Source organism: Aquabacterium olei (assembly GCF_003100395.1).
GTDB classification, from domain to species: domain Bacteria; phylum Pseudomonadota; class Gammaproteobacteria; order Burkholderiales; family Burkholderiaceae_C; genus Aquabacterium; species Aquabacterium olei.
Window position 1 is genome coordinate 162,226 of record NZ_CP029210.1, and the last position, 21,094, is coordinate 183,319.

General features: G+C 67.9%; 17 protein-coding genes. 12 read left to right on the top strand and 5 right to left on the bottom strand.

Features of this window, described 5'->3' with window-relative positions:
- Positions 1-142: 142 nt before the first annotated feature.
- Complete coding sequence (locus DEH84_RS00685) at positions 143-808, top strand: response regulator (RefSeq protein ID WP_109033845.1); 666 nt, start codon at positions 143-145, stop codon at positions 806-808.
- Here DEH84_RS00685 and DEH84_RS00690 read toward each other — a convergent pair.
- Both DEH84_RS00690 and DEH84_RS19335 read right to left on the bottom strand, forming a co-directional pair.
- Positions 784-2,118 carry an Hsp70 family protein gene (locus DEH84_RS00690; protein ID WP_109033846.1) on the bottom strand — a complete coding sequence of 445 codons (1,335 nt, stop codon included), beginning with the start codon at positions 2,116-2,118 and terminating at the stop codon, positions 784-786. The two genes, DEH84_RS00685 and DEH84_RS00690, sit on opposite strands and share 25 nt — an antisense overlap.
- Before the next feature lie 249 nt (positions 2,119-2,367).
- Positions 2,368-2,637, bottom strand: a complete 270-nt coding sequence (locus DEH84_RS19335; protein ID WP_245932801.1) for a hypothetical protein — start codon at positions 2,635-2,637, stop codon at positions 2,368-2,370.
- Here DEH84_RS19335 and DEH84_RS00695 point away from each other — a divergent pair.
- From DEH84_RS00695 to gph, 3 genes are all read left to right on the top strand, one after another.
- Positions 2,575-7,287 (top strand): contractile injection system protein, VgrG/Pvc8 family, encoded by a 4,713-nt coding sequence (locus DEH84_RS00695; protein ID WP_245932798.1) that lies wholly within the window; start codon positions 2,575-2,577, stop codon positions 7,285-7,287. The genes DEH84_RS19335 and DEH84_RS00695 overlap by 63 nt on opposite strands.
- Positions 7,284-8,102 carry a hypothetical protein gene (locus DEH84_RS00700; RefSeq protein WP_109033848.1) on the top strand — a complete coding sequence of 273 codons (819 nt, stop codon included), beginning with the start codon at positions 7,284-7,286 and terminating at the stop codon, positions 8,100-8,102. The genes DEH84_RS00695 and DEH84_RS00700 overlap by 4 nt, the downstream gene beginning before the upstream one ends.
- A 194-nt stretch (positions 8,103-8,296) precedes the next feature.
- On the top strand, positions 8,297-9,016 hold the full coding sequence (gph, locus tag DEH84_RS00705; protein ID WP_109033849.1) for a phosphoglycolate phosphatase: 720 nt from the start codon (positions 8,297-8,299) through the stop codon (positions 9,014-9,016).
- A gap of 50 nt (positions 9,017-9,066) precedes the next feature.
- Here the strand turns inward: gph and DEH84_RS00710 are convergent, their stop codons facing one another.
- Entirely contained in the window at positions 9,067-9,735 is a 669-nt protein-coding gene (locus DEH84_RS00710) for a chalcone isomerase family protein (protein WP_159098793.1), read from the bottom strand.
- Between the two features lie 386 nt (positions 9,736-10,121).
- Here DEH84_RS00710 and trpE point away from each other — a divergent pair, with 386 nt between their 5' ends.
- Complete coding sequence (gene trpE, locus DEH84_RS00715) at positions 10,122-11,600, top strand: anthranilate synthase component I (protein ID WP_109033851.1); 1,479 nt, start codon at positions 10,122-10,124, stop codon at positions 11,598-11,600.
- 14 nt (positions 11,601-11,614) lie between these two features.
- On the opposite strand, the gene DEH84_RS00720 is transcribed toward trpE, so the two are convergent.
- Complete coding sequence (locus DEH84_RS00720) at positions 11,615-12,754, bottom strand: acyltransferase family protein (RefSeq protein WP_159098794.1); 1,140 nt, start codon at positions 12,752-12,754, stop codon at positions 11,615-11,617.
- Positions 12,755-13,083: 329 nt separating this feature from the next.
- Here DEH84_RS00720 and DEH84_RS00725 point away from each other — a divergent pair, with 329 nt between their 5' ends.
- Genes DEH84_RS00725 through DEH84_RS00740 form a run of 4 tightly spaced genes read left to right on the top strand, consistent with a single transcriptional unit; the run spans position 13,084 to position 16,358 of the window.
- Positions 13,084-13,668, top strand: coding sequence for an aminodeoxychorismate/anthranilate synthase component II (locus DEH84_RS00725; protein ID WP_109033853.1), 585 nt, complete (start codon positions 13,084-13,086; stop codon positions 13,666-13,668).
- A gap of 10 nt (positions 13,669-13,678) precedes the next feature.
- Positions 13,679-14,719 carry an anthranilate phosphoribosyltransferase gene (trpD, locus tag DEH84_RS00730; protein WP_109033854.1) on the top strand — a complete coding sequence of 347 codons (1,041 nt, stop codon included), beginning with the start codon at positions 13,679-13,681 and terminating at the stop codon, positions 14,717-14,719.
- A 36-nt stretch (positions 14,720-14,755) separates the two neighbouring features.
- Positions 14,756-15,556, top strand: coding sequence for an indole-3-glycerol phosphate synthase TrpC (gene trpC, locus DEH84_RS00735; protein WP_109033855.1), 801 nt, complete (start codon positions 14,756-14,758; stop codon positions 15,554-15,556).
- 10 nt (positions 15,557-15,566) lie between these two features.
- Positions 15,567-16,358, top strand: a complete 792-nt coding sequence (locus DEH84_RS00740; protein WP_425428977.1) for a uracil-DNA glycosylase — start codon at positions 15,567-15,569, stop codon at positions 16,356-16,358.
- 14 nt (positions 16,359-16,372) lie between these two features.
- On the opposite strand, the gene DEH84_RS00745 is transcribed toward DEH84_RS00740, so the two are convergent.
- Positions 16,373-17,008 carry a hypothetical protein gene (locus tag DEH84_RS00745; protein WP_109033857.1) on the bottom strand — a complete coding sequence of 212 codons (636 nt, stop codon included), beginning with the start codon at positions 17,006-17,008 and terminating at the stop codon, positions 16,373-16,375.
- 261 nt (positions 17,009-17,269) lie between these two features.
- Here DEH84_RS00745 and DEH84_RS00750 point away from each other — a divergent pair, with 261 nt between their 5' ends.
- The 3 genes from DEH84_RS00750 (at position 17,270) to DEH84_RS00760 (ending at position 21,087) form a co-directional block, all read left to right on the top strand.
- Entirely contained in the window at positions 17,270-18,181 is a 912-nt protein-coding gene (locus tag DEH84_RS00750; protein WP_109033858.1) for a glycosyltransferase family 2 protein, read from the top strand.
- Between the two features lie 133 nt (positions 18,182-18,314).
- Complete coding sequence (locus tag DEH84_RS00755) at positions 18,315-19,076, top strand: polysaccharide biosynthesis/export family protein (protein ID WP_109033859.1); 762 nt, start codon at positions 18,315-18,317, stop codon at positions 19,074-19,076.
- 25 nt (positions 19,077-19,101) lie between these two features.
- Positions 19,102-21,087 carry an exopolysaccharide transport family protein gene (locus tag DEH84_RS00760; protein ID WP_109033860.1) on the top strand — a complete coding sequence of 662 codons (1,986 nt, stop codon included), beginning with the start codon at positions 19,102-19,104 and terminating at the stop codon, positions 21,085-21,087.
- Positions 21,088-21,094 lie beyond the last annotated feature (7 nt).

Consider the following 21,094-nt stretch of genomic DNA (forward strand, 5'->3'; position numbering starts at 1 on the left):
CCGTCCGGGCCGCCGCTTCACGGGAAAACACCGAGACCCGGCGCCCACACCGACGGTGCGCGGGCTGCGCGGTGCCGGGCGTTCCGTGATGAAATCGGGTGGGCCTTCAGGCCCCTGCACACCACAACGAGGTTGAATCCCCATGCGCCTGCTGCTTGTCGAGGACCAGGAAGCGCTGGCCGACTGCCTGGCGAAAGCGCTGCGCCAGGGCGGCCACGCCGTGGACGTGATGGGCCGGGGCGATCACGCGGACCACGCCCTGGCCACGCAGCCCTACGACCTCGCCATCCTCGACCTCAATCTGCCGGGCATCGACGGCCTGGAGGTGCTGCGCCGCCTGCGTGCCCGGGGCAGCGGGCTGCCGGTGCTGATCCTCACCGCGCGCGACAGCCTGGCCGAGCGCGTGAGCGGCCTCGACATGGGCGCCGACGACTACCTTGCCAAGCCCTTCGAACTCAGCGAACTGGAAGCCCGCGTGCGGGCGTTGTCACGCCGGGGGATGGGGCGTGCACCCGTGGTGCGGGTGGGGCGCCTGGCGTTCGACACCGCGAGCCGGCTGGTCACCTGCGAGGGCCGCCCGCTGTCTCTGACGCCGCGTGAGCTGGCCGTGCTCGAGGCCTTGCTGTCCCGGCTGGACCGCCCCGTGGCGCGCGAACTGCTGTTCGAGAAGGTGTACGACATGGATGCCTCGGCCCGCCCCGAAGCCATCGAAAGCTATGTGTCGCGCCTGCGCAAGAAGCTGGAGGGCACGGGCGCCAGCATCACCACGCTGCGCGGCCTGGGTTACCTGCTGACCGACGCCGACTGAAACAGCCGCGCGGCATGCAGGCCGAGGCCGGTGGCCACCGAAGCGAGCCGGTCGCCCCGCACGGCCTGTGCCGTCGGGAAGGCCGCTTCCAGCTGCTCGGTCAGCAGCTTCAGCCCCGTCGAGCCGCCGGTGAAGTACAGCGCACTGATCGCCTCGGCCGGCACCCCGGCCAGGGTCACCGTTTCGCGGGCGCACGCCACGATGCGCGCCAGGTCGTCGCGCAGCGCCTGCTCGGCCTGTGCCCCCGTCAGCGGGCTGTGCAGACCGGCTTCGATCAGTGACAGGTCGATGTCCGTCGAGCCGCCTTCGGCCACCGCGATCTTGGCGGCTTCGGCGCGGCCCACCAGCGCATGCCCCAGCCGCTGGTTCACCACCTTCATCAGGCGCTGGTGCTGCACCGGGTCGCCATAGAAGTCGGCCATGCTGCGCAGCTCGGCCACGCGCTGTGGCTGGTACACCGTGTTGATCAGGTGCCACGTGGTCAGGTCGAAGTACACGCGGCTGGGCACGGGGCGCGGCGCCTGGCCCTTGAGGCTCGGGCCGAAGCCGCCATAGCCCAGCGGCGGCATCACGCTGGCCAGCGACACGCGCCGGTCGAAGTCGGTGCCGGCGATGTGCACGCCGTGGTTGGCGAGGATGTCGCTGCGGCGGTCGAGTGCCTGGGCGCGTTCCGGCCCCACGCGCACCACCGAGAAGTCCGACGTGCCGCCGCCGATGTCGGCCACCAGCACCAGTTGCTCGGTGGTGGCCTGCTGCTCGTAGTCGAACGCCGCGGCAATCGGCTCGTACTGGAAGGCCACGTCCGTGAAGCCGACCGCGCGGGCCGCCGCCTCCAGCGAAGCCTGCGCGGCTGCATCCCGCACGGGGTCCTCATCGACGAAGAACACCGGCCGACCCATCACCACGCGGTCGAGCTGCGCGCCGCCCGCCTGTTCCGCCTTGCCGCGCAGGTGCCGCAGGTAGCCGGTGATGATGTCGAGGTACTTCACGCCCATGCCGTTGCCGACTTCGGTGGTCTGGTCGACCAGGGCCGTGCCCAACACGCTCTTCATCGAGCGCATCAGCCGGCCTTCATAGCCCTCGATGTAGGCGGCCACCGCGGCGCGCCCGAAGGTGCGGGGCAGCGCGTCATCCCGCCCCACGCCGCGCACCGAGCCAGGCGGCAGGTCGTCCGCATCGGTGCAATAGAACACCGCGGTCGGCATGGTCAGGTGCTCGCCTTCCAGCTGCACCAGCCGCATGCCGCCGCCGGCCTCCGGGATGGCAATGGCCGAGTTGGAGGTGCCGAAGTCGATGGCGCAGTAGGACATGGAAGCAAGCCCGGGAGGCGAGGGGGAGCAAACGGGCCCGCGATTGTAGGGGCCCCGCACCCCGCGAGCAGGTTGCGCACCGTAACGCTTGTTTGCAATTTTCCCCATCAGGTGTGGTGGGGCGGGGGAAGGGCCCCGCGGAGAATCGCGCGATACCGACAATAAAACTCAGGTGAGTGCATGAACCTACCGTCCGTGGGCGGCATGGTCTCGGCCGCGCGTGCTGCGCGGCCTCTTCTGTCCGATCCCTCATCCCTGGCCGGCGAGCTCGCCTCGCGCCTCCAGGCGGCGCTGGGCATCGGTCAGGCGACCCGACTTCTGCAGCTTGAAACCGCCCTGCCCTCGGCCACCCTCGTGGTCGAGCGCTGCCGCATCACCGAAGCCGTGCAGGCCGACGAACCGCTGTGGGCCGAGGTCGACGCCGTCTCCACCAGCGCTTTCCTCCAACTCAAGGCCCTGCAAGGCGAGCAGATGACGCTGCGCCTGAAACGAGCCGACGGCACCTGGCGCAACTGGCACGGCTACGTCGTGCGCACCGCCCAACTCGGCGCCGACGGCGGCCTGGCCCGCTACCGCCTCACGCTGGCGGCCTGGACCCACTGGCTCACCCACCGTCGCGACACCCGCATCTTCCAGGATCGCACCGCGCAGGACATCGTCTCCGACGTGCTCTCGGCCTGGCCGCAGGCGCACTTCCGCTTCGACGTGGCCGACCCTGGCCCGCTGCGCGCCATTACCACCCAGTACCGCGAGACCGACTGGCGCTTCGTGCGCCGCCTGATGGCGCAGCAGGGCTGGAGCTGGCGCCTGGAACACGACGGCGCGCGTGAAGGCGCAATCACAGGCGCCCGCGCCGCGAAGCACACGCTGGTCATCTTCGACGACCAGGCCGAGGTGCCCGACCTCGGGCCCCTGCGCTTCAGCCGGCCCGACATGCGCGGCGGCGGTCTCTGGGGCACCGGCCTGTTCGACGACGGCCTGGCCCAGGACACCGTGACCGCCTGGCGCGTGGGCCGCCATGTGGGCCCGAACGCCGTCACCCTCGCTGCGTGGGACGAGCGCCAGCTGGCCGGCGTGGCCGGCACCGCCACGGCCCCGACCGAGCAGGGCGCGCTGCCCACACTGGAAGACTACCGGGGCCACGGTGAACGCCAGCACGCTGACGGCCGTGTCAGCACCGCCCAGCCCGGCAGCCCGGCCGTGGCCGATGCCCGCGCCCAGGCCCGCATGGCCGCACACGCGCTGCACCACGTCCGCGCCGAGGGGGACAGCGCCGTGCGTGGCCTGCACGAAGGCGCCCGCTTCCTGCTGACCGAACACAGCCTCTACGGCGGCGCCACGGCGCTGGCATCGGCCGTGCGCACGGCCGCAGCCGGACGCCCGCCCGCCACCGAGCCCACCGCACCGGGGGCCTTCCGCGCCCTGCGCGTGGTGCACGAGGCGGCCAACAACCTCGGCAGCGAAGCCGCCCGCCTGCTGCGCCAGCCCGACATCGAACAGGGCAGCTACCGCAACCGCTTTGACGCCGCCCCCGCCAGCCTCCGACTGGCCCCCGCGCCCCTCGATGCGCCCACGGCCCCCGGCCTGCAGACTGCCGTGGTGGTGGCGCACGACGGCGAACCGCTGACCACCGACCGCGACGGCCGCATCCGCCTTCAGTTCGGCTGGCAGCGCGGCGCCCGCCCGCTGGCCGGCGCACTGAGCGCGCCGACCACGCCGGGCGGTGCAGAGACCGGCCATGCGCCGGGCGACGCCACCAGCGGCACCTGGGTCCGCGTGGCCCAGGGCGTGGCCGGCCCCAACTGGGGCGCCGTCTTCACCCCGCGCGCCGGCACCGAGGTGCTGGTCGACTTCGTCGACGGCGACATCGACCGCCCGCTGGTGATCGGTCAGCTGCACAACGGCCAGCACGACCTTCCCTGGCCGGCGGGCGTGGACGCCGGCACCAACCACCCCGGCACGATCTCCGGCTGGCACAGCCCCCACCTGGACGGCGGCGGCGCCAATCAGTGGCTGATTGACGATGCCACCGGCCAACTGCGCATGCGCCTGGCCAGCCACAGCGGCGCCACCGGCTGGAGCGAACTGAGCCTGGGCCACCTGATCCAGCAAAGCGGCCGGGGCGGTGCGGGCTGCGCCCACCGCGGCGCCTGGCTGGGCGAAGGCTTCTACGGCCACACCGACGGCTGGGCCGTGGTGCGCGCCGGCCAGGGCCTGCTGCTGAGCACCAGCGCCCGGCCCGCCATGGGCGCCAGCGTGCAGAGCACCCAGATGGACGCGGCCGAAGCCGTGAGCCAGCTCAAGGGCGCGCGCCAGCTGGGCGATGCGCTGAGCCAGAGCGCCCGCCAGCAGGGCGCGGTCGGCTTGGCCAGCCACGACGCCAGCCAGGCGCTGCAGCAGCACACCGAGGCCATGGACCCGACTGCGCAAGGCAAGTACGACGGCGCGGCAGGCGGCCAGCCAGCGAAGAAGGCCCAACCCGGCAGCCGCACCTTGCAGGACCCGGTCGAGCGCTTTGCCAAGCCCCTGCTGCACCTCGACACCCCGGCCAGCGCCGTGTTCGTCACGCCGGCCAGCATCGGCCTGTTCAGCGGCCAGGACACGAGCCTGACCACGCAGGGCGACGTGCAGCTGACGGCCGCGCACACCCTGAGCGCCGTCAGCGGCCAGACCACCAGCCTGTACACGCACGCGGGCGGCATCAAGGCGATTGCGGCCAACGGCCCGCTGAGCCTGCGTGCCCACACCGACGCGCAGCAAATCTGGTCGGACAAAGACCTGACCATCCAGAGCACCACCGACGAGATCCGCATTCAGGCCAGCAACAGCATCACGCTGACGGCCGGGCAGAGCCAGATCGAGCTCAAGGGCGGGAACATCACCTTCACCTGCCCGGGGACGTGGACGGTGAAGGCGGCGGGGCATGATTGGGCGGGAGGCGGGAGTCAGGCAGCACGCTTGCCTGCGATGCCTACTCAACGTTTCGCTGCGTTGGGCGTGGCTGAGGGCACTTTTAGGTCAACGTTTGCGCGGGACCAACTCAAGACATTTGCGTCGGAGTCGGATGAACCCGCTTTTGTGAGCGACATGGCCTCGACCTTTGGCACAGACATTCCTTTGTCCGCTTACCAGACGTTCTACGCGAAATCCAAAGCGGGATTGCCAGAGGTTCCCCATCAACTGGCGTATGGCGGCGGTGCCGAATACGATCCAGACGAAAGATGCATCTGGGTGGACCGGGCGCTGGCCGCCAAGGCGGCGCAAAACGATGAAACAGCTCAGTGGGATCTCCTGCTGGCCCTGGTTGGTGCCTGGGGCCAATACATTGAATTCCAACTGCGCCATGTGTGGTCCGATATCGGAGGAGAGTCCGGGGGCGCCGATGGCCCGGCGTATTCCCTTACGCTACTTCCTTTGCTCGCCCAGGGCGAAACGGTTTATGGTGCTTTGCAGAGCCCAGAAGCCAGCGGTGATGTGAAGGTCAGACACCAATTGCCTCAACGGGCCATACAACACACTGAGAGAGCCTATCTGAAGGCTGTGGACGTCAGCGGCACCCAAGGCGTGCCCTACCTGCACGACGGGGTGTACAGGCCGGATCGCGACGGGCCTGCGAAGGTCCTGCCGGTGTTTGATGCCAAGATGATGAAGGACGAGCCGCGCAAGGGGGTTCACAACCATCACAGCATTGAGGCAGCGCTTGCGGCGGACGACCGTTTCAAGGGCTATGAGCGAGGGTTGATTTACTACGGAAATTGGCTGCGCGACTGGTCTCAGTTGTGCGATGCCTTCATGTTGCCACCAGGCAAAAAGGGCTTGGGCCTCTCCCGCGAGAGCATCACCACTGCGGTGATGCTCATGGGCCAGATGGTGGCCGCCTCGTACTTGAAGGGTCAGGCTGATTGGGGAAATGCGCGCTCAGACATTGAGTTCCACAAATCTCGCCTGCCTAAGTGCATGGAGCTATTGGGATGCTACCGGCCGGAAGAGCACATTGACAACCCGGCAGGCTTGCCAGATCAACGGCCTCATCAGTATCCAAAGGGGTGGCTGGTTGATTTGCCCATCGACAAGCGAATGCTGGAAGTTGATCCCGCGACCAGCGTGCGCCGCTACATTGCCGACCCGGCGCTCACTGGCGATCACCCCTCATCGCTGGTCTACATGCAAAGACAAATTCAGAAAGCCTGTCAGCTGGGCAAGACGCCAGAAGGCTTGATGCGACTGGGGTTTGCTTTGCACGTATTGGAAGACTTCTTTGCGCATACCAACTTCGTGGAGTTGGCGCTTCACAAAGCAAAGTATAGAAAGGTCGTGGCTTGGGTTCCAACCAAAGCTGAATTGCGTGACATGCCCATCACAACAGGCCAGTTCACAGACCAAGATGCGCAGTTCTCGCTCATGTACAAGATGGCCGACTTGCTGCTGCCAGCCAGCCAAACCGGATCAAGGCTCAACAAGATCTATTACGAGGGGTTGGAACTCAGTGATTGGGTGTTCTGGGCGGTATTGAACGACAGCGGGCGAACCTCCACTGCATCTGCGTACAAGGGCTATTGCCAAGTCATGTACAAAGCAATCGATGTTGCTGGCGGCTATGTGCCTGACGTGATCAAAGCAGGTGTTCAGGACGCCCGCGTTTGGGTGTATGGCGTTTTGGCCGCCGCGATCAAGCAACAGGCAGGTGGCCGCATTCGCCAGCCGCAGATCGATGACTATGATTTCGCAAACTCGATTGACCCGACACACACCATGGTGGCCAAAGACGCCAACGATCATCCCTTGCATGACCTGGCTGGCTCACTGGCTCAGCGGGCGGTGCTGGATGTAGGCCGTTGCGTGGCAGATGTTTGGGAAGGAAAATCAAACGCAGCGGCAGCCGTCGCTTGCGCGAGCAAGTATTTCAAACACCCTAGCTACACCCCTGAGTTTGATCACGATGTGCGCATATGGGCTGAGAACAACAAAGCGGCGATCGTGAAAGCGTCAGATCAGACTTCCGCTTTGAAACGCGCGCGTGAGCATCGACACGATAGCGAGGGGCACGAACATGAGCGTACCATTCCCCGGCAGTTCCAAGCGTCATGGGCGTTCTGGACAGAGCACTATGCAGCTTTGACTGGTAGGACAGACGTGATGGCAACCATCCGCAAGGAGGGGGTTGCATGACGGGCGCAAGCACTCATCTTCTGATCCGCATGTTGCGCGGGGCAAAGAGCCTTCCTCCATGCCTGTTGGCGATGACGTTGCTCGTGGCGGCTTGTGATGCCCGTGAGCCCCTGTATGTGGGCGATCCTGAAGGAGTCAATCGCAACGGCCAGCCACAAGTGATCATCAAACAGGATGAACTCCGTCTGAACGGATTTCCGATCAAGCAATACCGAACGAGAGCCACCGATCTGATACCCATCATCGGCACAGACATTTCCAGTCAAGCGTCATCCGATGCATACTGGAACGCAATGGGACTGCAAATTCATGCGGCCCCAGATGATGGCGCCCTCCCGGGTTCGCCAGAGTTGATTCACCGGGTTGTGGTATGGGTGAGGCCTGGGATCGACTACGGCAAGCATCGAGACTGCGATGCCTCAGCCCTTGCAAGGCATCGCGATTCCGTCCAGTTTCGGCTTGAGACCATGGATCAAGTAGAGAAGGAACATGGATTTCCCAGGAATGAAGCCGCGCGGAAGGAGCTCATTCACGAGCGATGCTCCATGGCCGGCAACACACCGGAGAACGCCTTCTCGGGCTACTTTGAAGTCGATGGCATACCCATTGGCCCGAACATGTCTCTGAAAGAGATTCAGTCCCGACGCAAGCAGCTTGGACTGGAACTGCTTTACATGGATTCTGGTCCACAAATTTATGCGGCACCGAAGGGAAAGACTGGTCCGGAAACCAATCAGACATGGATCTTCGAGGTCACATCGGGCGACGGTGGAGCGATTGTCGATCAGCGATTGAAAGCCATCAGCATTCCGTAGTTCGTAGTGAATGGCTGTAGGCTCTGTTCGGTGAATCCACGGAAGCGGCGGACCCGCGAGCCCTACATCGGAGCAAAGGGCACAAGACGGCATCGAACGTGCCCTCGGTCGCGCCAATTGATGCTCCGGCGCGCCGGCGAGGGCAACGCCCCTCTGGTCTAATCTGCTTGGATGCATCTGGAGCGAAAATCCCCATGGCGCTGTCTTCTGTCCCCTCCACAACCACCTCCGCCGCCATCATCGACCTCGACGGCACCATGGTCGACACCCTCGGCGACTTCCTGGTCGTCCTGCGCCACACCCTCACCGACCTCGGCTGTCACCCCGTCGAACTGGCGCGCGTCGACCGCACCTTCATCTCGATGACCGTCGGCAAGGGCACCGAGGACCTGTTGCGCCGCAGCCTGGCGCACGCGTGGGGCGTGCTGCCGGAGTCGAGCGAGGTGGCCCAGACCCTCCCAGAGGCGCTCGCCGTCTACCATCGCCACTACCCCGAGCACAACGGCCAGCATGCCGATGTCTTCCCCGGTGTGGCCGAAGGCCTGGCGCAACTCCGGGCGCTGGGGGTGCCCCTGGCCTGCCTGACCAACAAGCCCACCGCGTTCGCCCGGCAACTGCTGGAGCGCAAAGGCTTGCTGCCGTTCTTCCAGCACGTGTTCGGCGGAGACGCCTTCGAGCGCAAGAAGCCCGACCCTCTGCCGTTGCGCAAGACCTGCGAGGCGCTGGGCACCGAGCCCGCGCGCACCCTGATGGTGGGCGATTCGAGCAACGACGCCCAGGCGGCTGGCGCAGCCGGTTGCCCGGTGGTGCTGGTCACCTATGGCTACAACCACGGCCACCCCGTGCAGGAGGTGCCGGCCCGCGCGCACATCGCTCGCCTGGATCAGGCCGACTGGCCCACCTTGCTGGCCTGACCGGGCCCGCGCGCGCATTCCCGGCACAGCCTCTCAAGAGCCGGTGGACCTCACTCCAGCGCGTCCAGCACCGCCGGCGCCTTGTACGACAGCAGGGCGTCCCGCAGGTCAGGCGAGGCCGGCTTGGTTCCCAGCCACACGCGCAGCACGGCGGGGAAGAAGCGCTTGTCGGCAATCGGCAGCCCGGCCGGTTGGCCATTGACGAAGAACATCGTGCCGCGATCGGGCACGTGGTCGATCGCAAAGGTGTCGCCGGCGTTCAGCCGCTTGATGTGCGAAAACTGCTCGCCCATCTGCCGGATGGCGGGGATGAGATTGAAGAACGCTTCGCGGTTGCTGTTGAGCTCGATGCCGCGCGTGATGGTCTTGCCGATCTCGTCCACCCGCATGCCCTGCAGCATCACAAAGCGCAGCTGCACGGGGCCCGACATGGTGACCACGGCCTCGGCCTGGCTGCTTTTTTCCGGGGTGTACAGCGCCACCGTGTAGAGCTTGGCCACGGCCCGGTAGGTCACGCCTGCGCCATTGAGTTGCAGCGTACGGCCCTCCACCTTCAGCGTCTGGGGATAGCTGATCCCGAAGAGCTCGGTGGGTTGCGCCCATGCCGCGGGCAGCGTCAGGGCGGCGGTGGCCAGCCCGGAGGCGAATGCCGCGCGCAGCAGGCCCGTGCGGCGGTGTGGCCCGCTGCGGCCGGGCGTGCCGGATGGTGTCTCATGCATGGATGTCGTTCCCGATGGGGTCTCGGCGATTGTTGCGAGCCCATCCCGTCGCGCAAGCTGGGTTTGCCCTCGGCGCGGTGGCGCAGGCCCTCGGCCGAGGGGCAAGACGTGCCAGGAGGGCCCTGATACACTGGTCCGATGTTCATCTCTCGCAAGCACACCAAAGGGTCGCACGACCGGGGGGCATGGCCCTGGCGTCGCGGGTACGCCTGCGTGTGACAGCCGTCCGCTGCCTGAGCAGGCGCGGTTCACAGGCTTTGCGCCCTTCCCCTCGAGAAGGCGCCGCTGTCGAAGCCGGTTCCGGCACAGCGGCCCCGGGGGTGACATCAGATGACATCGGGCTCGGTCCCTGGCGGCCGTGCCCTTGGGCTTGGAGGCCCATCACCATGATCACTGAAACCGAATTCAACGCCCTGGCCGCTCTGGGCCACAACCGCATCCCCCTGGTCGCCCAGGCCCTGGCCGACCTCGACACGCCGCTGTCGCTGTACCTGAAGCTCACGCAAGGCCGGCCCTTGAGCTTTCTGCTCGAGTCGGTCGTCGGCGGCGAGCGCTTCGGGCGCTACTCCTTCGTGGGCCTGCCCGCGCGCACGCTGGTGCGCTCCACCGGCCGTGCGGTCGAGGTCGTGACCGACGGCCACGTGGTCGAGCGCCACGACACCAACCCGCTCGATTTCATCGCCCAGTACCAGCAGCGCTTCAAGGCGGCAGTGCCGCAAGGCCTGCCCCGTTTCTGCGGGGGGCTGGCTGGCTACTTCGGCTATGACACGGTGCGCCACATCGAGCACCGCCTGGCGAACACGCACAAGCCCGGTGGCATCGGCACGCCCGACATCCTGCTGCTGCAGTGCGAGGAACTGGCCGTCATCGACAACCTCGCCGACCGCCTCTACCTGATCGTCTATGCCGATCCCGCGCTGCCCGGCGCGTACGACCGTGCCGCCGCCCGCATCGCCGAGCTGCAGGCCCAGCTCCACGCCGTGGTGCCGGTGCCGCCCATCGCGCCCACCGAGTCCTACCCCGTCGAGCGTCACTTCGCCAAGGCCGATTTCGAGGCCGCGGTGCTCAAGTGCAAGGACTACATCGCCGCGGGTGACTGCATGCAGGTCGTGATCGGCCAGCGTCTGCAGAAGCGTTTCACCGCCTCGCCGCTGACGCTCTACCGCGCCCTGCGTTCGCTCAACCCGAGCCCCTACATGTACTACTACGACATGGGCGACCACCATGTCGTCGGCTCCAGCCCCGAGATCCTGGTGCGTCAGGAGCGCAATGCCGAAGGCGGCGAAACCGTCACCATCCGCCCGATCGCCGGCACGCGCCCGCGCGGTGCCACGCCCGAGCAGGACCAGGCCAACGAAGTCGAGTTGCTGGCCGACCCGAAGGAGCGCGCCGAGCACGTCATGCTGATCGACCTGGCGCGCAATGACATCGGTCGCATCGCCAAGACCGGTTCGGTCAAGGTCACCGAGGCCTTCGGGATCGAGCGCTATTCGCACGTCATGCACATCGTCAGCAACGTCGAGGGCGACCTCAAGGACGGCATGACAGGACTGGATGTGCTGCGCGCCAGCTTCCCGGCCGGCACGCTGAGCGGCGCGCCCAAGATCCGCGCGATGGAGATCATCGACGAGCTCGAGCCGGTGCAGCGCGGCGTCTACGGCGGCGCCGTGGGCTACCTCAGCTTTGCCGGCGACATGGACGTGGCCATCGCCATCCGCACCGGCGTCATCAAGGACCAGACGCTGTACGTGCAGGCCGGTGCCGGCGTCGTGGCCGATTCGGTGCCCGAGCTGGAATGGAAGGAAACCGAGGTCAAGGCCCGTGCCGTGGTGCGCGCCGCCGAGATGGCCGAGCAGGGGCTGTGAGCCGCTGAGCGGGCTCAGCGCAGCAGGCGTGTCCGCAGGGCCGCCTGGGCCGGCATCTCGACCAGCCGGTACACGGGCACGGCCAGCGCAAACGTCACCACCAGGTAGCCCAGCAGCCAGAAGGGCGAGGCGAGCGGCAGACGGTCAGGCTGTCCGCCGCTGAGCAGCGCCACGGCGAGCTGCAGCGGGTAGTGCAGCAGGTAGCTCGCGTAGGTGGTGTGGCCAAGCGTGCCGATCAGGTCGGCCAGCCGACCCGGGCGGGGGCGCACGCCGCGCAGCAGCCCGAGCATCGCCAGCGGGGCCAGCAATGCCACGTAGAACATCGGCCGCAGCCAGCCCAGCGCCGTGGCCGTCGTGCCGAGGGCCAGCAGCAGCGCGCCCGCCGCCAGACTGGCGCGTTGCAAGCCTGTTGGCAACCGGCCCAGCGCCTCGTGCGCCAGATGGGTCAGCGCGCCCAGGTAGAAGAAGAACACGCACAGCACCAGCGGGTGCTCGGTGAGGTGGCTGGCGTACACCGCCCCTGCCAAGCCGATGATGGCCACCACGTGCCACGTGCGCGTCCAACCCAGCCGGCACAGGGCGTAGAACAGGCCATACGCCAGGACCTCGATCGAAACACTCCAGATCGGGCCGTTGAACGACCACTCGCTGCGCCCGGGCCAGTCGCTGGCCAGGAACAGGTGCAGCACGAAATGTTTCAGGTCGTTGTGCTGGTAGACATAGTCCACGCCGTGCTGCGCGCGGTACAGCCACGCCATGCCGGCCACGGCCAGCAGCGTGAGCAGGTGCAATGGGTACAGCCTCGAAAACCGCAGCACGGCAAAGCGCCACGCCGGCACCTCCCCCGCGGACACAGGCCGGGCGTACTTCCAGAAGAAGATGAAACCGGACAGGGCCCAGAACACCTGCACGCCCAACCAGCCCGCCTCGTAAAACGGCTTGAGCCACGCGTACAGCGGCTGGCCGCTCACGCTGAAGCCCTGGTGGCTGTGGCCCGCCATGTAGAAATGGTTGTAGTGCCACAGCAGCACCGACACCGCACACGCGAAGCGCAAGACCTCCAGGCCCAGGAGCGCAGGCTCACTCGCCGCGCGGTTGCGGGCGGGGGCGGCAGGCTGGCCGGGCAGGGCGACGGGAGGTGCGGGAAGCGACACGGCGGAGGCAGGACGGTGGGCTGTCGATCTTGGCACGCCCGTCGACGCCCGTGCAGCCACCCGAGGCCCCCGGATCAGGGCCATGTCGACACGGGGCCACACGGCCGGACAGCCCATGTAGAATCATTCGCATGCAGCAACCCTCGGACTTCCTCCGCCTGATGCACCGCTGGTGGCGGTGACGCCAGACGGACACGCTTGCCTCTGCGGCCGGTCCCCACCGGTGCGCCATCTGATCAGAGGCCCCGAGGGGGGACGTCACGGCGTCTGAACCGTGCACCGAAGGCGGCCTGCCCGCCCCATGAACCACCTCCACACAGGATGTGCCCATGCTGCTCATGATCGACAACTACGACAGTTTCACCTTCAACCTGGTGCAGTACTTCTGCGAGCTGGGCGAAGAGGTCAAGGTCGTTCGCAACGACGAAATCACCCTCGACGACATCGCCGCGCTCAAGCCCGATCGCCTGGTGCTGTCGCCCGGCCCGTGCTCGCCCGCTGAAGCCGGGGTGTGCGTGCCCGCGCTGCAGCGCTTCACCGGCCAATTGCCCATCCTGGGCGTGTGTCTGGGCCACCAGAGCATCGGTGCCGCGCTGGGCGGCCATGTGGTGCGCGCGCAGGTGCAGATGCACGGCAAGACCAGTGTCATCCACACCGACCAGAAGGGTGTGTATGCCGGCCTGCCCGCCGAGTTCACCGTCATCCGCTACCACTCGCTGGCCATCGAGCGCGCCACGTTGCCCGAATGCCTCGAGATCACCTCGTGGACCGACGACGGCGAGATCATGGGCGTGCGCCACAAGGGCCCACAGACGGACCCGAGCTTCGCGCCGCTGGAAGGCGTGCAGTTCCACCCCGAATCGATCCTGACCGAGCACGGCCACGCCATGCTCAAGAACTTCCTGACGATGTGAGGACGGCGTCATGACGCAACTGACCGACCAGCAGGCGCTGCAACGCGTCATCGAGCACCGCGAGATCTTCCACGACGAGATGCTGGGGCTGATGCGCCGCATCATGCAGGGCGAGATGTCGCCGGTCGTCATGGCCGCGCTGGTGACCGGTCTGCGCGTCAAGAAGGAAACCGTGGGCGAACTCTCGGCCGCCGCGCAGGTGATGCGTGAGTTCGCCACCCCGGTGCAGATCGATGACACTGCGAACCTCATCGACCTGTGCGGCACCGGCGGGGACGGCGCCCACACCTTCAACATCTCGACCACCGCGATGTTCGTGGCCGCCGCCGCCGGCGCCCGTGTGGCCAAGCACGGTGGCCGCAGCGTGTCGTCCAGCACTGGCAGCGCCGATGTGCTCGAGGCGCTGGGCGCCCACATCAACCTGAGCCCCGATCAGGTAGCGAGCTGCCTGGCCGACACCGGCGTGGGCTTCATGTTCGCGCCGAACCACCACGGCGCGATGAAGCACGCCGCCCCCGTTCGCAAGGAACTGGGCGTGCGCACCATGTTCAACATCCTGGGCCCGCTGACCAACCCGGCCGGCGCGCCGAACCAGCTGATGGGCGTGTTCCATCCCGATCTGGTCGGCATCCAGGCACGTGTGCTGCAGCGCCTCGGCTCTCGCCACGTGATGGTGGTGCATGGCTGCGACGGGCTGGACGAGATCACGCTGGCGGGCCCCACCATGGTGGCCGAGCTGAAGGATGGCCAGGTGAACGAGTACACCGTCACCCCCGAGCAGTTCGGGATGGCCGAGCACGACGGCTCGGCGCTGAAGGCCCACAACCGCGAGGCGTCGGTGGCCATCGTGCAGCGCGTGCTGGCCAACGAGGCCGGCCCCGCTCGCGACATCGTGCTGCTCAATGCGGGCGCGGCGCTGTATGCGTCTGACGTGGCCGACACGCTGGCCGACGGCGTCGAGCGCGCGCGCGAGGCCCTGGCCAGCGGCCGTGCCCGCGACACGCTGAACCGATTCGTGCAGGCCACGCAGGCCTTCGCACCCCGCGCCTGACGCGCCCCCCCGACCCTCCGAGCCCGATTGCGCACCATGTCCGACATCCTCGACAAGATCAACGCCGTCAAGCACGAAGAAGTGGCGGCCGCCCGCCAGCGCAAGCCACTGCAGGCCGTGCGGGAAGAGGCCGAAGCCCGTCACCGCGCTGGCCACGACCACCGCGATTTCGTCGGGGCCCTGCGCGCCAGGATCGCGGCGGGCCGCCCGGGCGTCATCGCCGAAGTGAAGAAGGCCAGCCCCAGCAAGGGCGTGCTGCGCGAGCACTTCGTGCCGGCCGACATCGCCCGCAGCTATGCCGCGCACGGCGCCGCCTGCCTCAGCGTGCTGACCGACGAACGCTTCTTCCAGGGCCATGCGGATTACCTGAAAGCCGCCCGCGCCGCCTGCACGCTGCCCGCCCTGCGCAAGGACTTCCTGGTCGACGAGTACCAGGTGTTCGAAGCCGCAGCCTGGGGCGCCGACGCCATCCTGCTGATTGCCGCCAGCCTGTCTGACGCGCAGATGGCGGACTTCGAGGCCGTGGCCCATGCGCTGGGCCTGGCCGTGCTGGTCGAGGTGCACGATGGCAAGGAGCTCGACCGGGCGCTGAAGCTCAAGACCCCGCTCGTCGGCATCAACAACCGCAACCTGCGCACCTTCGAGGTCACGCTCGACACCACACTGGGCCTGCTGCCGCGCGTGCCGGCCGACCGCCTGCTGGTGACCGAATCCGGCATCCTGGGCGCCGACGATGTGCGCCGCATGCGCGAGGCCAATGTGCATGCCTTTCTGGTGGGCGAGGCCTTCATGCGCCAGCCTGACCCCGGCGTGGCGCTGGCCACGCTGTTTGCCTGAGGCGCAGCGGGTGAGCCAGCCTGATCTGTTCGGTGCCGCCGAGGGGCAACCGTCGGCGGCCGATCCGGCTGAAAACCGACCTGTCGCGCTGGCGGCCCCGCTGGCCGACCTGTTCGACGCCGTGCCGCCTGACTGGCGGCCGCTCACCGACGCCTTTCGTGCCTCACCGGCCGGACAGGCGCTGATCGCGCGCGTCGATGCGGCCCGTGAAGCGGGCGCAGTGATCTATCCCGCCGATGTGTTTGCGGCCCTGCACCACACTCGCCGTGCCGGCGTGCGCGTCGTGATCCTGGGTCAGGACCCGTACCATGGCCCCGGTCAGGCGCATGGCCTCGCGTTTTCCGTGCAGCCGGGGGTGGCCATCCCGCCCAGCCTGCGTAACATCCGCAAAGAGGTCCAGCGCGACCTCGGCTTGCCTGCGCCGGCGCATGGCAGCCTCACGGCCTGGGCCGACCGCGGCGTGCTGCTGCTCAACACCGTGCTCACGGTGGAGCAGGGCCAGGCGGCCAGCCATGCCGGTTGGGGCTGGGAGGCGCTGACCGACGCGCTCATCGCCGCCGTGGCGGCCGACCCCGGCCCGCGCGTGTTCATGCTGTGGGGCGCGCACGCGCAGCGCAAGCTGGCGCTGATCGAAGCGGCCGGCGAAGCCCGGTCTGGCGAGATCCGGGTGCTGCAGAGCAACCACCCGTCCCCGTTGTCGGCCACGCGGGGCCCCGTGCCCTTCGTGGGCAACGGGCACTTCGGGGCCGCACGCGACTTCTGGGCCGCGCACGGGCACCACCTAGACTGGGCTTTCAGCTGAACCCGGGCTGACCTTCAGCGGAAGTACCACTGCGTGTTGACGCCGACGTGGTCTGCGTCGATCCGCGCACCTTGCACTTTGAAGTGCTCCTTCACGTAGCGCAGGCTCAAGCCCCAGCTCGGCGTCACCCGCCATTCGCCTTCCAGCACGACGCCAGGGGCGCTCTGAAGGTGGTAGGTGGCGTCGAAGCCGGTCACCTCCGTGCCGTCCGGTAGCGCGACGTTGGCGTTCTTGTAGCGCAGCACGGGCCGGGTCGCGCGGCGCACCCCCACCCCCAGCGAGGCCCGGTCACTGAAGTGATAGAAGCCCAGCACCTCGACCGGATAGCGGCGGAAGAAGACGCGGTCGTTGTCGATGCCGTTGGACTGGTCGTTGTGGATGCCATAGCTGGCGCGCACCGATACCGGCATGTCGGCCAGGCGGAACGACAGCCCCACCCGGCCCTCGATGCCGGCCCCGGCGCTGATGTCCTCGTCGAACTCGGCGCTGCCGCCGCGCGGCCTGACGGTCACCGGAACCAGGGTTTCGCCCCCGCTCGTGTAACCGATTCCGACAAAAGGCCGCAGTGCAGCGGGCGAAGCCGCGCTCTGCTGCGCGTGGACCGTGGAAAAAACGCTGCACAGCAGCGCCGCGACGATGGTAAAGCGCATGGCGTTCCCTGAGATGTGATGAAAGCGCAGACCCGATCATGCCCGCGGTGAGAGGGGAAGGGACACCGGAGGGCGCCCGGGTTTTGTCGGATATGACACAAAGGCGGGATTGCCTCCACCGGATCAAGGGGGCGTCCGGAAAGCAGAACCGCCTTCAGAATCAACCTGTTACAGGTGCGCATGCCTTATCAGGTCGCAGCTGTTTTCAGATTGGGGTGGTGCGCACGCGGTGCGCCTGCCCTCGACAGAAAGCCTTCCCTCATGCCCACCCCTCAGACGGCCCCGCGTCCCCAGCCCCCCTCGCTGGGCGTCGTGATCGTCAACTACCGCACCTACGATCTGACGATGCAGTGCGTGGCGTCGCTCCTGGCCCATGCCATCGCGGCGGCGGGCGACATCGTGGTGGTCGACAACGATTCGCCCGACGGCTCCGGCGAGCGTCTGCGGCGTGACCTGCCGGTCGGCGTGGTGGCTGTGCTGTCGCGCTGCAACGGCGGGTTCGGGGCCGGCGTGAACATCGGAGTGGCTGCACTGCGCACGGATCTGGTACTGGTGCTCAACCCCGACACCTACTTCCGGCGCAACCAGGTCGAGGCGGTACAGGGGCTGTTTGCCCGGCACGAGCGGCTCGGCGTGGCCGGGCTCAAACTCATCAACCCGGACGGCTCGCTGCAGTATTCGGCGCGGCGTTTCTACTCGCTGCCCGACATCTTGGCCCGGCGCACGGCACTGGGCCGGGTGGCGCCCCTGCGCCGCCTGGTGAACTCGCACCTGTTGAAGCGCAACTGGCGCGAGGGCCCGTTCGAGGCCGACTGGGTGATGGGCACGGGCTTCGTCGTGCGCCGCACCGCCTTCGAGGACGTCGGGCGCATGGACGAGGGCTACTTCCTGTACTTCGAGGAGGTCGACCTGTGCGCGCGCATGTGGGTCAAGGGCTGGCGCGTGATGGCCCTGCCCGAAGTCGAACTGGTGCACGAGCACCAGCGCCACAGCGCCGCCGGCATCTGGTCGAACTCCGGGCAGACCCACCTGCGCAGCATGGTCCGCTTCTTTCACAAATTCGGCGTGCCCTGGCTGTGGCGTCCCCGGCGTGAGCAGATGCAGCGCGCCTACCTGCGCTGGCGCCGCCAGTTCGACGAGGTGCACCGCGCCCACCGTGATGCGGCCACATGAATGGGTGTGACGGCGTCGCCAGCACGGCGGCCCCTCGTATGATCGGACGAGGCCGTCCCGTCCCCCGTGCGCCGGTCTTGCCCACCCCTAGCCCCAGACCTCGCAGTACCCGAACCGGGTGCTGGTGTGCCCCATGAAGCTTCCTCTGATCGCGCTCTGCCTGGCGGCCCTGTCGGCCTGCACGCCCATGGGCAACCTGACCCCGTCGGCCGAAATGGCCCGGCTGCGCGTGCTGACCCCGGCGGATGTGGCCCGCATGGCGGCGGAGCCGACCCGTGTCCACCCGGGCGACACCCTGCGCATCATCCGCGACGCCCAGGACGGGGCCATGGACCTGCGCAACCTTGTGGAAGACAGCCAGACGCAGCTCTACGTGGTGCGCCCGGACGGCAGCTTCTCCTACCGCCATGCCGGTCGCATCCAGGCCGGAGGCAAGACACCGGACGAACTGGCGCAGACCTTGCGTGAGCGCCTGGCGTCGGTCTACCGCGAGCCGGGGGTCACCATCAACATCGTCAGTTCGCCGAGCAGCAAGGTCGTCATCGGGGGGGCGGTGCGCACGCCGGCCGCCTTCGACATGTCGGCCGTGGCCACAGTCGAACAGGGACTGTTCGCCACCGGTGGGCTCCTGCCGACGGCCGACCCGCGACGCGTGGCGCTGCTGCGCCTGGACGGCGCCCAGCGCTATCAGCTCTATTTCATCGACTTCAGCGGGCTGCTCGACGGGGTGACCGGTCTGCCGACCCTGGCCTTCCGCCGCGGCGACATCCTGTTCGTTCCGAAGGCCTGGGCCGGCAACATGGGCGATGGGGTCGACGTGTACATCAACCAGCTGCTGCCATTCACCCGTTCGCTGGGTGTGAGCTACAGCTGGGGCGAGACCAAGATCAAGTGACGACGCACGCGGACCCCCTCAGACCATGATCGACATCCGTTCCTTCCGCGACCTCGTCCGGCTCTTCTACATCTACCGTCGCGCCTTCGTGATTGCGCTGTGGCTCACCGTGGCCCTGGTGGTGGCCGGCGCCTTCCTGCTGCCCACCCGTTATGCCTCGGACGCGCGGCTGCTCGTCAAGCCCGGCCGCGAGAACCTGACCGTGCCCATCGATGTGGGCGAGCGGCAGGCGTTCGCGCCCATGTCCACGCAGCGCGACCCGATTGCCGACGAAGAAAAGATGCTCACCGGCCGCACGGTGGTGATGCAGGTGGCGCGCCTGTACCTCAACGAGATGGCGCAGGCGCAGCAGGCGCCGGCCAGCGTCTGGAAGAAGATCAAGCTGGGCGCGAAGCAGGCCGTGCAGGCGGTGCTCGATGGCGCGCGCAGCGCGCTGGTGCTGATCGGCCTGACCGAGGCGCAGAGCCCCGAAGAGCGCCTGGCTGCGCGGTTCGAAGACCGGTTCACCGTGACGCACACGCCCGGCTCGAACGTGATGGAGTTGCGCTTCACATGGGACGACCCGCTGGTGGCGCAGCGGGTGCTGCAGACCTGGGTGCGCGTCTACACCGACGAGCGCACGGCGGTGCTGGGCCGCAAGAGTCTGGTGGCGTTCTACGATGGCAAGGTTCGCGATGCAGACCAGCAGGTGGATTCGCTCAAGGGCCAGCTGCGCGCGCGGCTGGAGGCCATCGACGGCCTGAGTGCAAGCGAACGACTCACCGCCATCACCAAGCGGATCAACGAACTGCGTGACCGCCAGGCCGAGCTGCTGGCCGAGCGCACGGCGCTGGAGCAGGGCGTGGCCTTCGCGCAGGGGCGTGCGCGGTCCCTGTCGGGCGATGTCGTGGCCGAGCGCGACGTCGGGCTGGGCCCCAACTTCCTGGTGCTGAGCAACCAGCTGGCTGAACTCAAGCGGCAGCGCATCGAGGCCCTGCGCGTCTACAAGGACACGGCGCCCAGCGTGGTCTCGCTCAACGAGAGCATCGCCACCGTGGAAGCCCAGCTCAAGAACGAAGAGCGCAACACCCAGCGCAGCGAGAAGCGCACGCCCAACGAACTGGGCACGCTGCTGGCCCGCAACACGCTCGAGAAGTCGCTGCGCCTGAAGGAGCTCGGCTCCATGGCCGCCAGCGTCGAGCGCGAGCTGTCGCAACTGACCGACGCCCGCCGCAAGGTGCTGGCCAGCGAGCCGGAACTCGGCCGCATCGAACAGGCCCTGGCCGTGGCCGAAAAGAGCCGGCTGCTCTACCTCGACAGTCTGGAGAAGGCCCGCATCGACCAGGCGCTCGACGACAGCCGCATCAACAACATCGCCGTGATCGAGGCGGCCACGCTGAACCCGTCGCGCGTGGCGCCGCGCAGCCTGCTGCTGCTTCTGCTGGCGCTGCCGGCGGGGTTGCTGGTGGGCGGGGTCACGCTCTATCTGTGTTCGGTCGCCGACCAGCGCATTCACGATGGCGGCCGCGTCGAGGCGCGCTTTGGCGTGCCGCTGTGGTCCTCCCTCAAGGACATCGCCCACTCCGGCGAAGACAACGATTTCCACGCCAGCCTGCACCGCATCTACGGCACGCTGCCGCTGGAGCAGGTGGCCGAGCGGGGGTTGACGCTGGGCCTGGCTTCTTCGCGCGCCGGGGAAGGCGTGTCCTTCCTGGCCGACCACCTGCGCCGCGTGCTGGAAGCCCAGGGCCTGCGCGTGCGCGTCAACCCGCCGCAGGCTGAAAGCCGCGCCGAGCCGGGCGAGGTCGTGCTGCTGGAAGCGTCCGACCTGTTGCGCAACCGCGAGGCCTTCCTGCGCCTGAGCCGGGCCGACCAGATCGTGCTGGTGGTCGAGGCGCGCGCCAGTCTGGTGCCGGTGGTCGACAACGCGCTGGGCGTGTTGCGCACGGCTTTCCGCAAGGTCGACGGCATCGTGCTGAACCGTCGCCGTTTCGAAGTGCCGCCGCGCGTGCTGCGCTGGCTGCAGGCCTGAAGGGCGT

What these genes read in the sequence shown, in the direction of transcription:
- DEH84_RS00685 (WP_109033845.1), top strand. Translation starts at nt 143, where the DNA reads ATGCGCCTGCTGCTTGTCGAGGACCAGGAAGCGCTGGCCGACTGCCTG.
- DEH84_RS00690 (WP_109033846.1), bottom strand. Translation starts at nt 2,118, where the DNA reads ATGTCCTACTGCGCCATCGACTTCGGCACCTCCAACTCGGCCATTGCC.
- DEH84_RS00700 (WP_109033848.1), top strand. Translation starts at nt 7,284, where the DNA reads ATGACGGGCGCAAGCACTCATCTTCTGATCCGCATGTTGCGCGGGGCA.
- gph (WP_109033849.1), top strand. Translation starts at nt 8,297, where the DNA reads ATGGCGCTGTCTTCTGTCCCCTCCACAACCACCTCCGCCGCCATCATC.
- DEH84_RS00710 (WP_159098793.1), bottom strand. Translation starts at nt 9,735, where the DNA reads ATGCATGAGACACCATCCGGCACGCCCGGCCGCAGCGGGCCACACCGC.
- trpE (WP_109033851.1), top strand. Translation starts at nt 10,122, where the DNA reads ATGATCACTGAAACCGAATTCAACGCCCTGGCCGCTCTGGGCCACAAC.
- DEH84_RS00725 (WP_109033853.1), top strand. Translation starts at nt 13,084, where the DNA reads ATGCTGCTCATGATCGACAACTACGACAGTTTCACCTTCAACCTGGTG.
- trpD (WP_109033854.1), top strand. Translation starts at nt 13,679, where the DNA reads ATGACGCAACTGACCGACCAGCAGGCGCTGCAACGCGTCATCGAGCAC.
- trpC (WP_109033855.1), top strand. Translation starts at nt 14,756, where the DNA reads ATGTCCGACATCCTCGACAAGATCAACGCCGTCAAGCACGAAGAAGTG.
- DEH84_RS00745 (WP_109033857.1), bottom strand. Translation starts at nt 17,008, where the DNA reads ATGCGCTTTACCATCGTCGCGGCGCTGCTGTGCAGCGTTTTTTCCACG.
- DEH84_RS00750 (WP_109033858.1), top strand. Translation starts at nt 17,270, where the DNA reads ATGCCCACCCCTCAGACGGCCCCGCGTCCCCAGCCCCCCTCGCTGGGC.
- DEH84_RS00755 (WP_109033859.1), top strand. Translation starts at nt 18,315, where the DNA reads ATGAAGCTTCCTCTGATCGCGCTCTGCCTGGCGGCCCTGTCGGCCTGC.
- DEH84_RS00760 (WP_109033860.1), top strand. Translation starts at nt 19,102, where the DNA reads ATGATCGACATCCGTTCCTTCCGCGACCTCGTCCGGCTCTTCTACATC.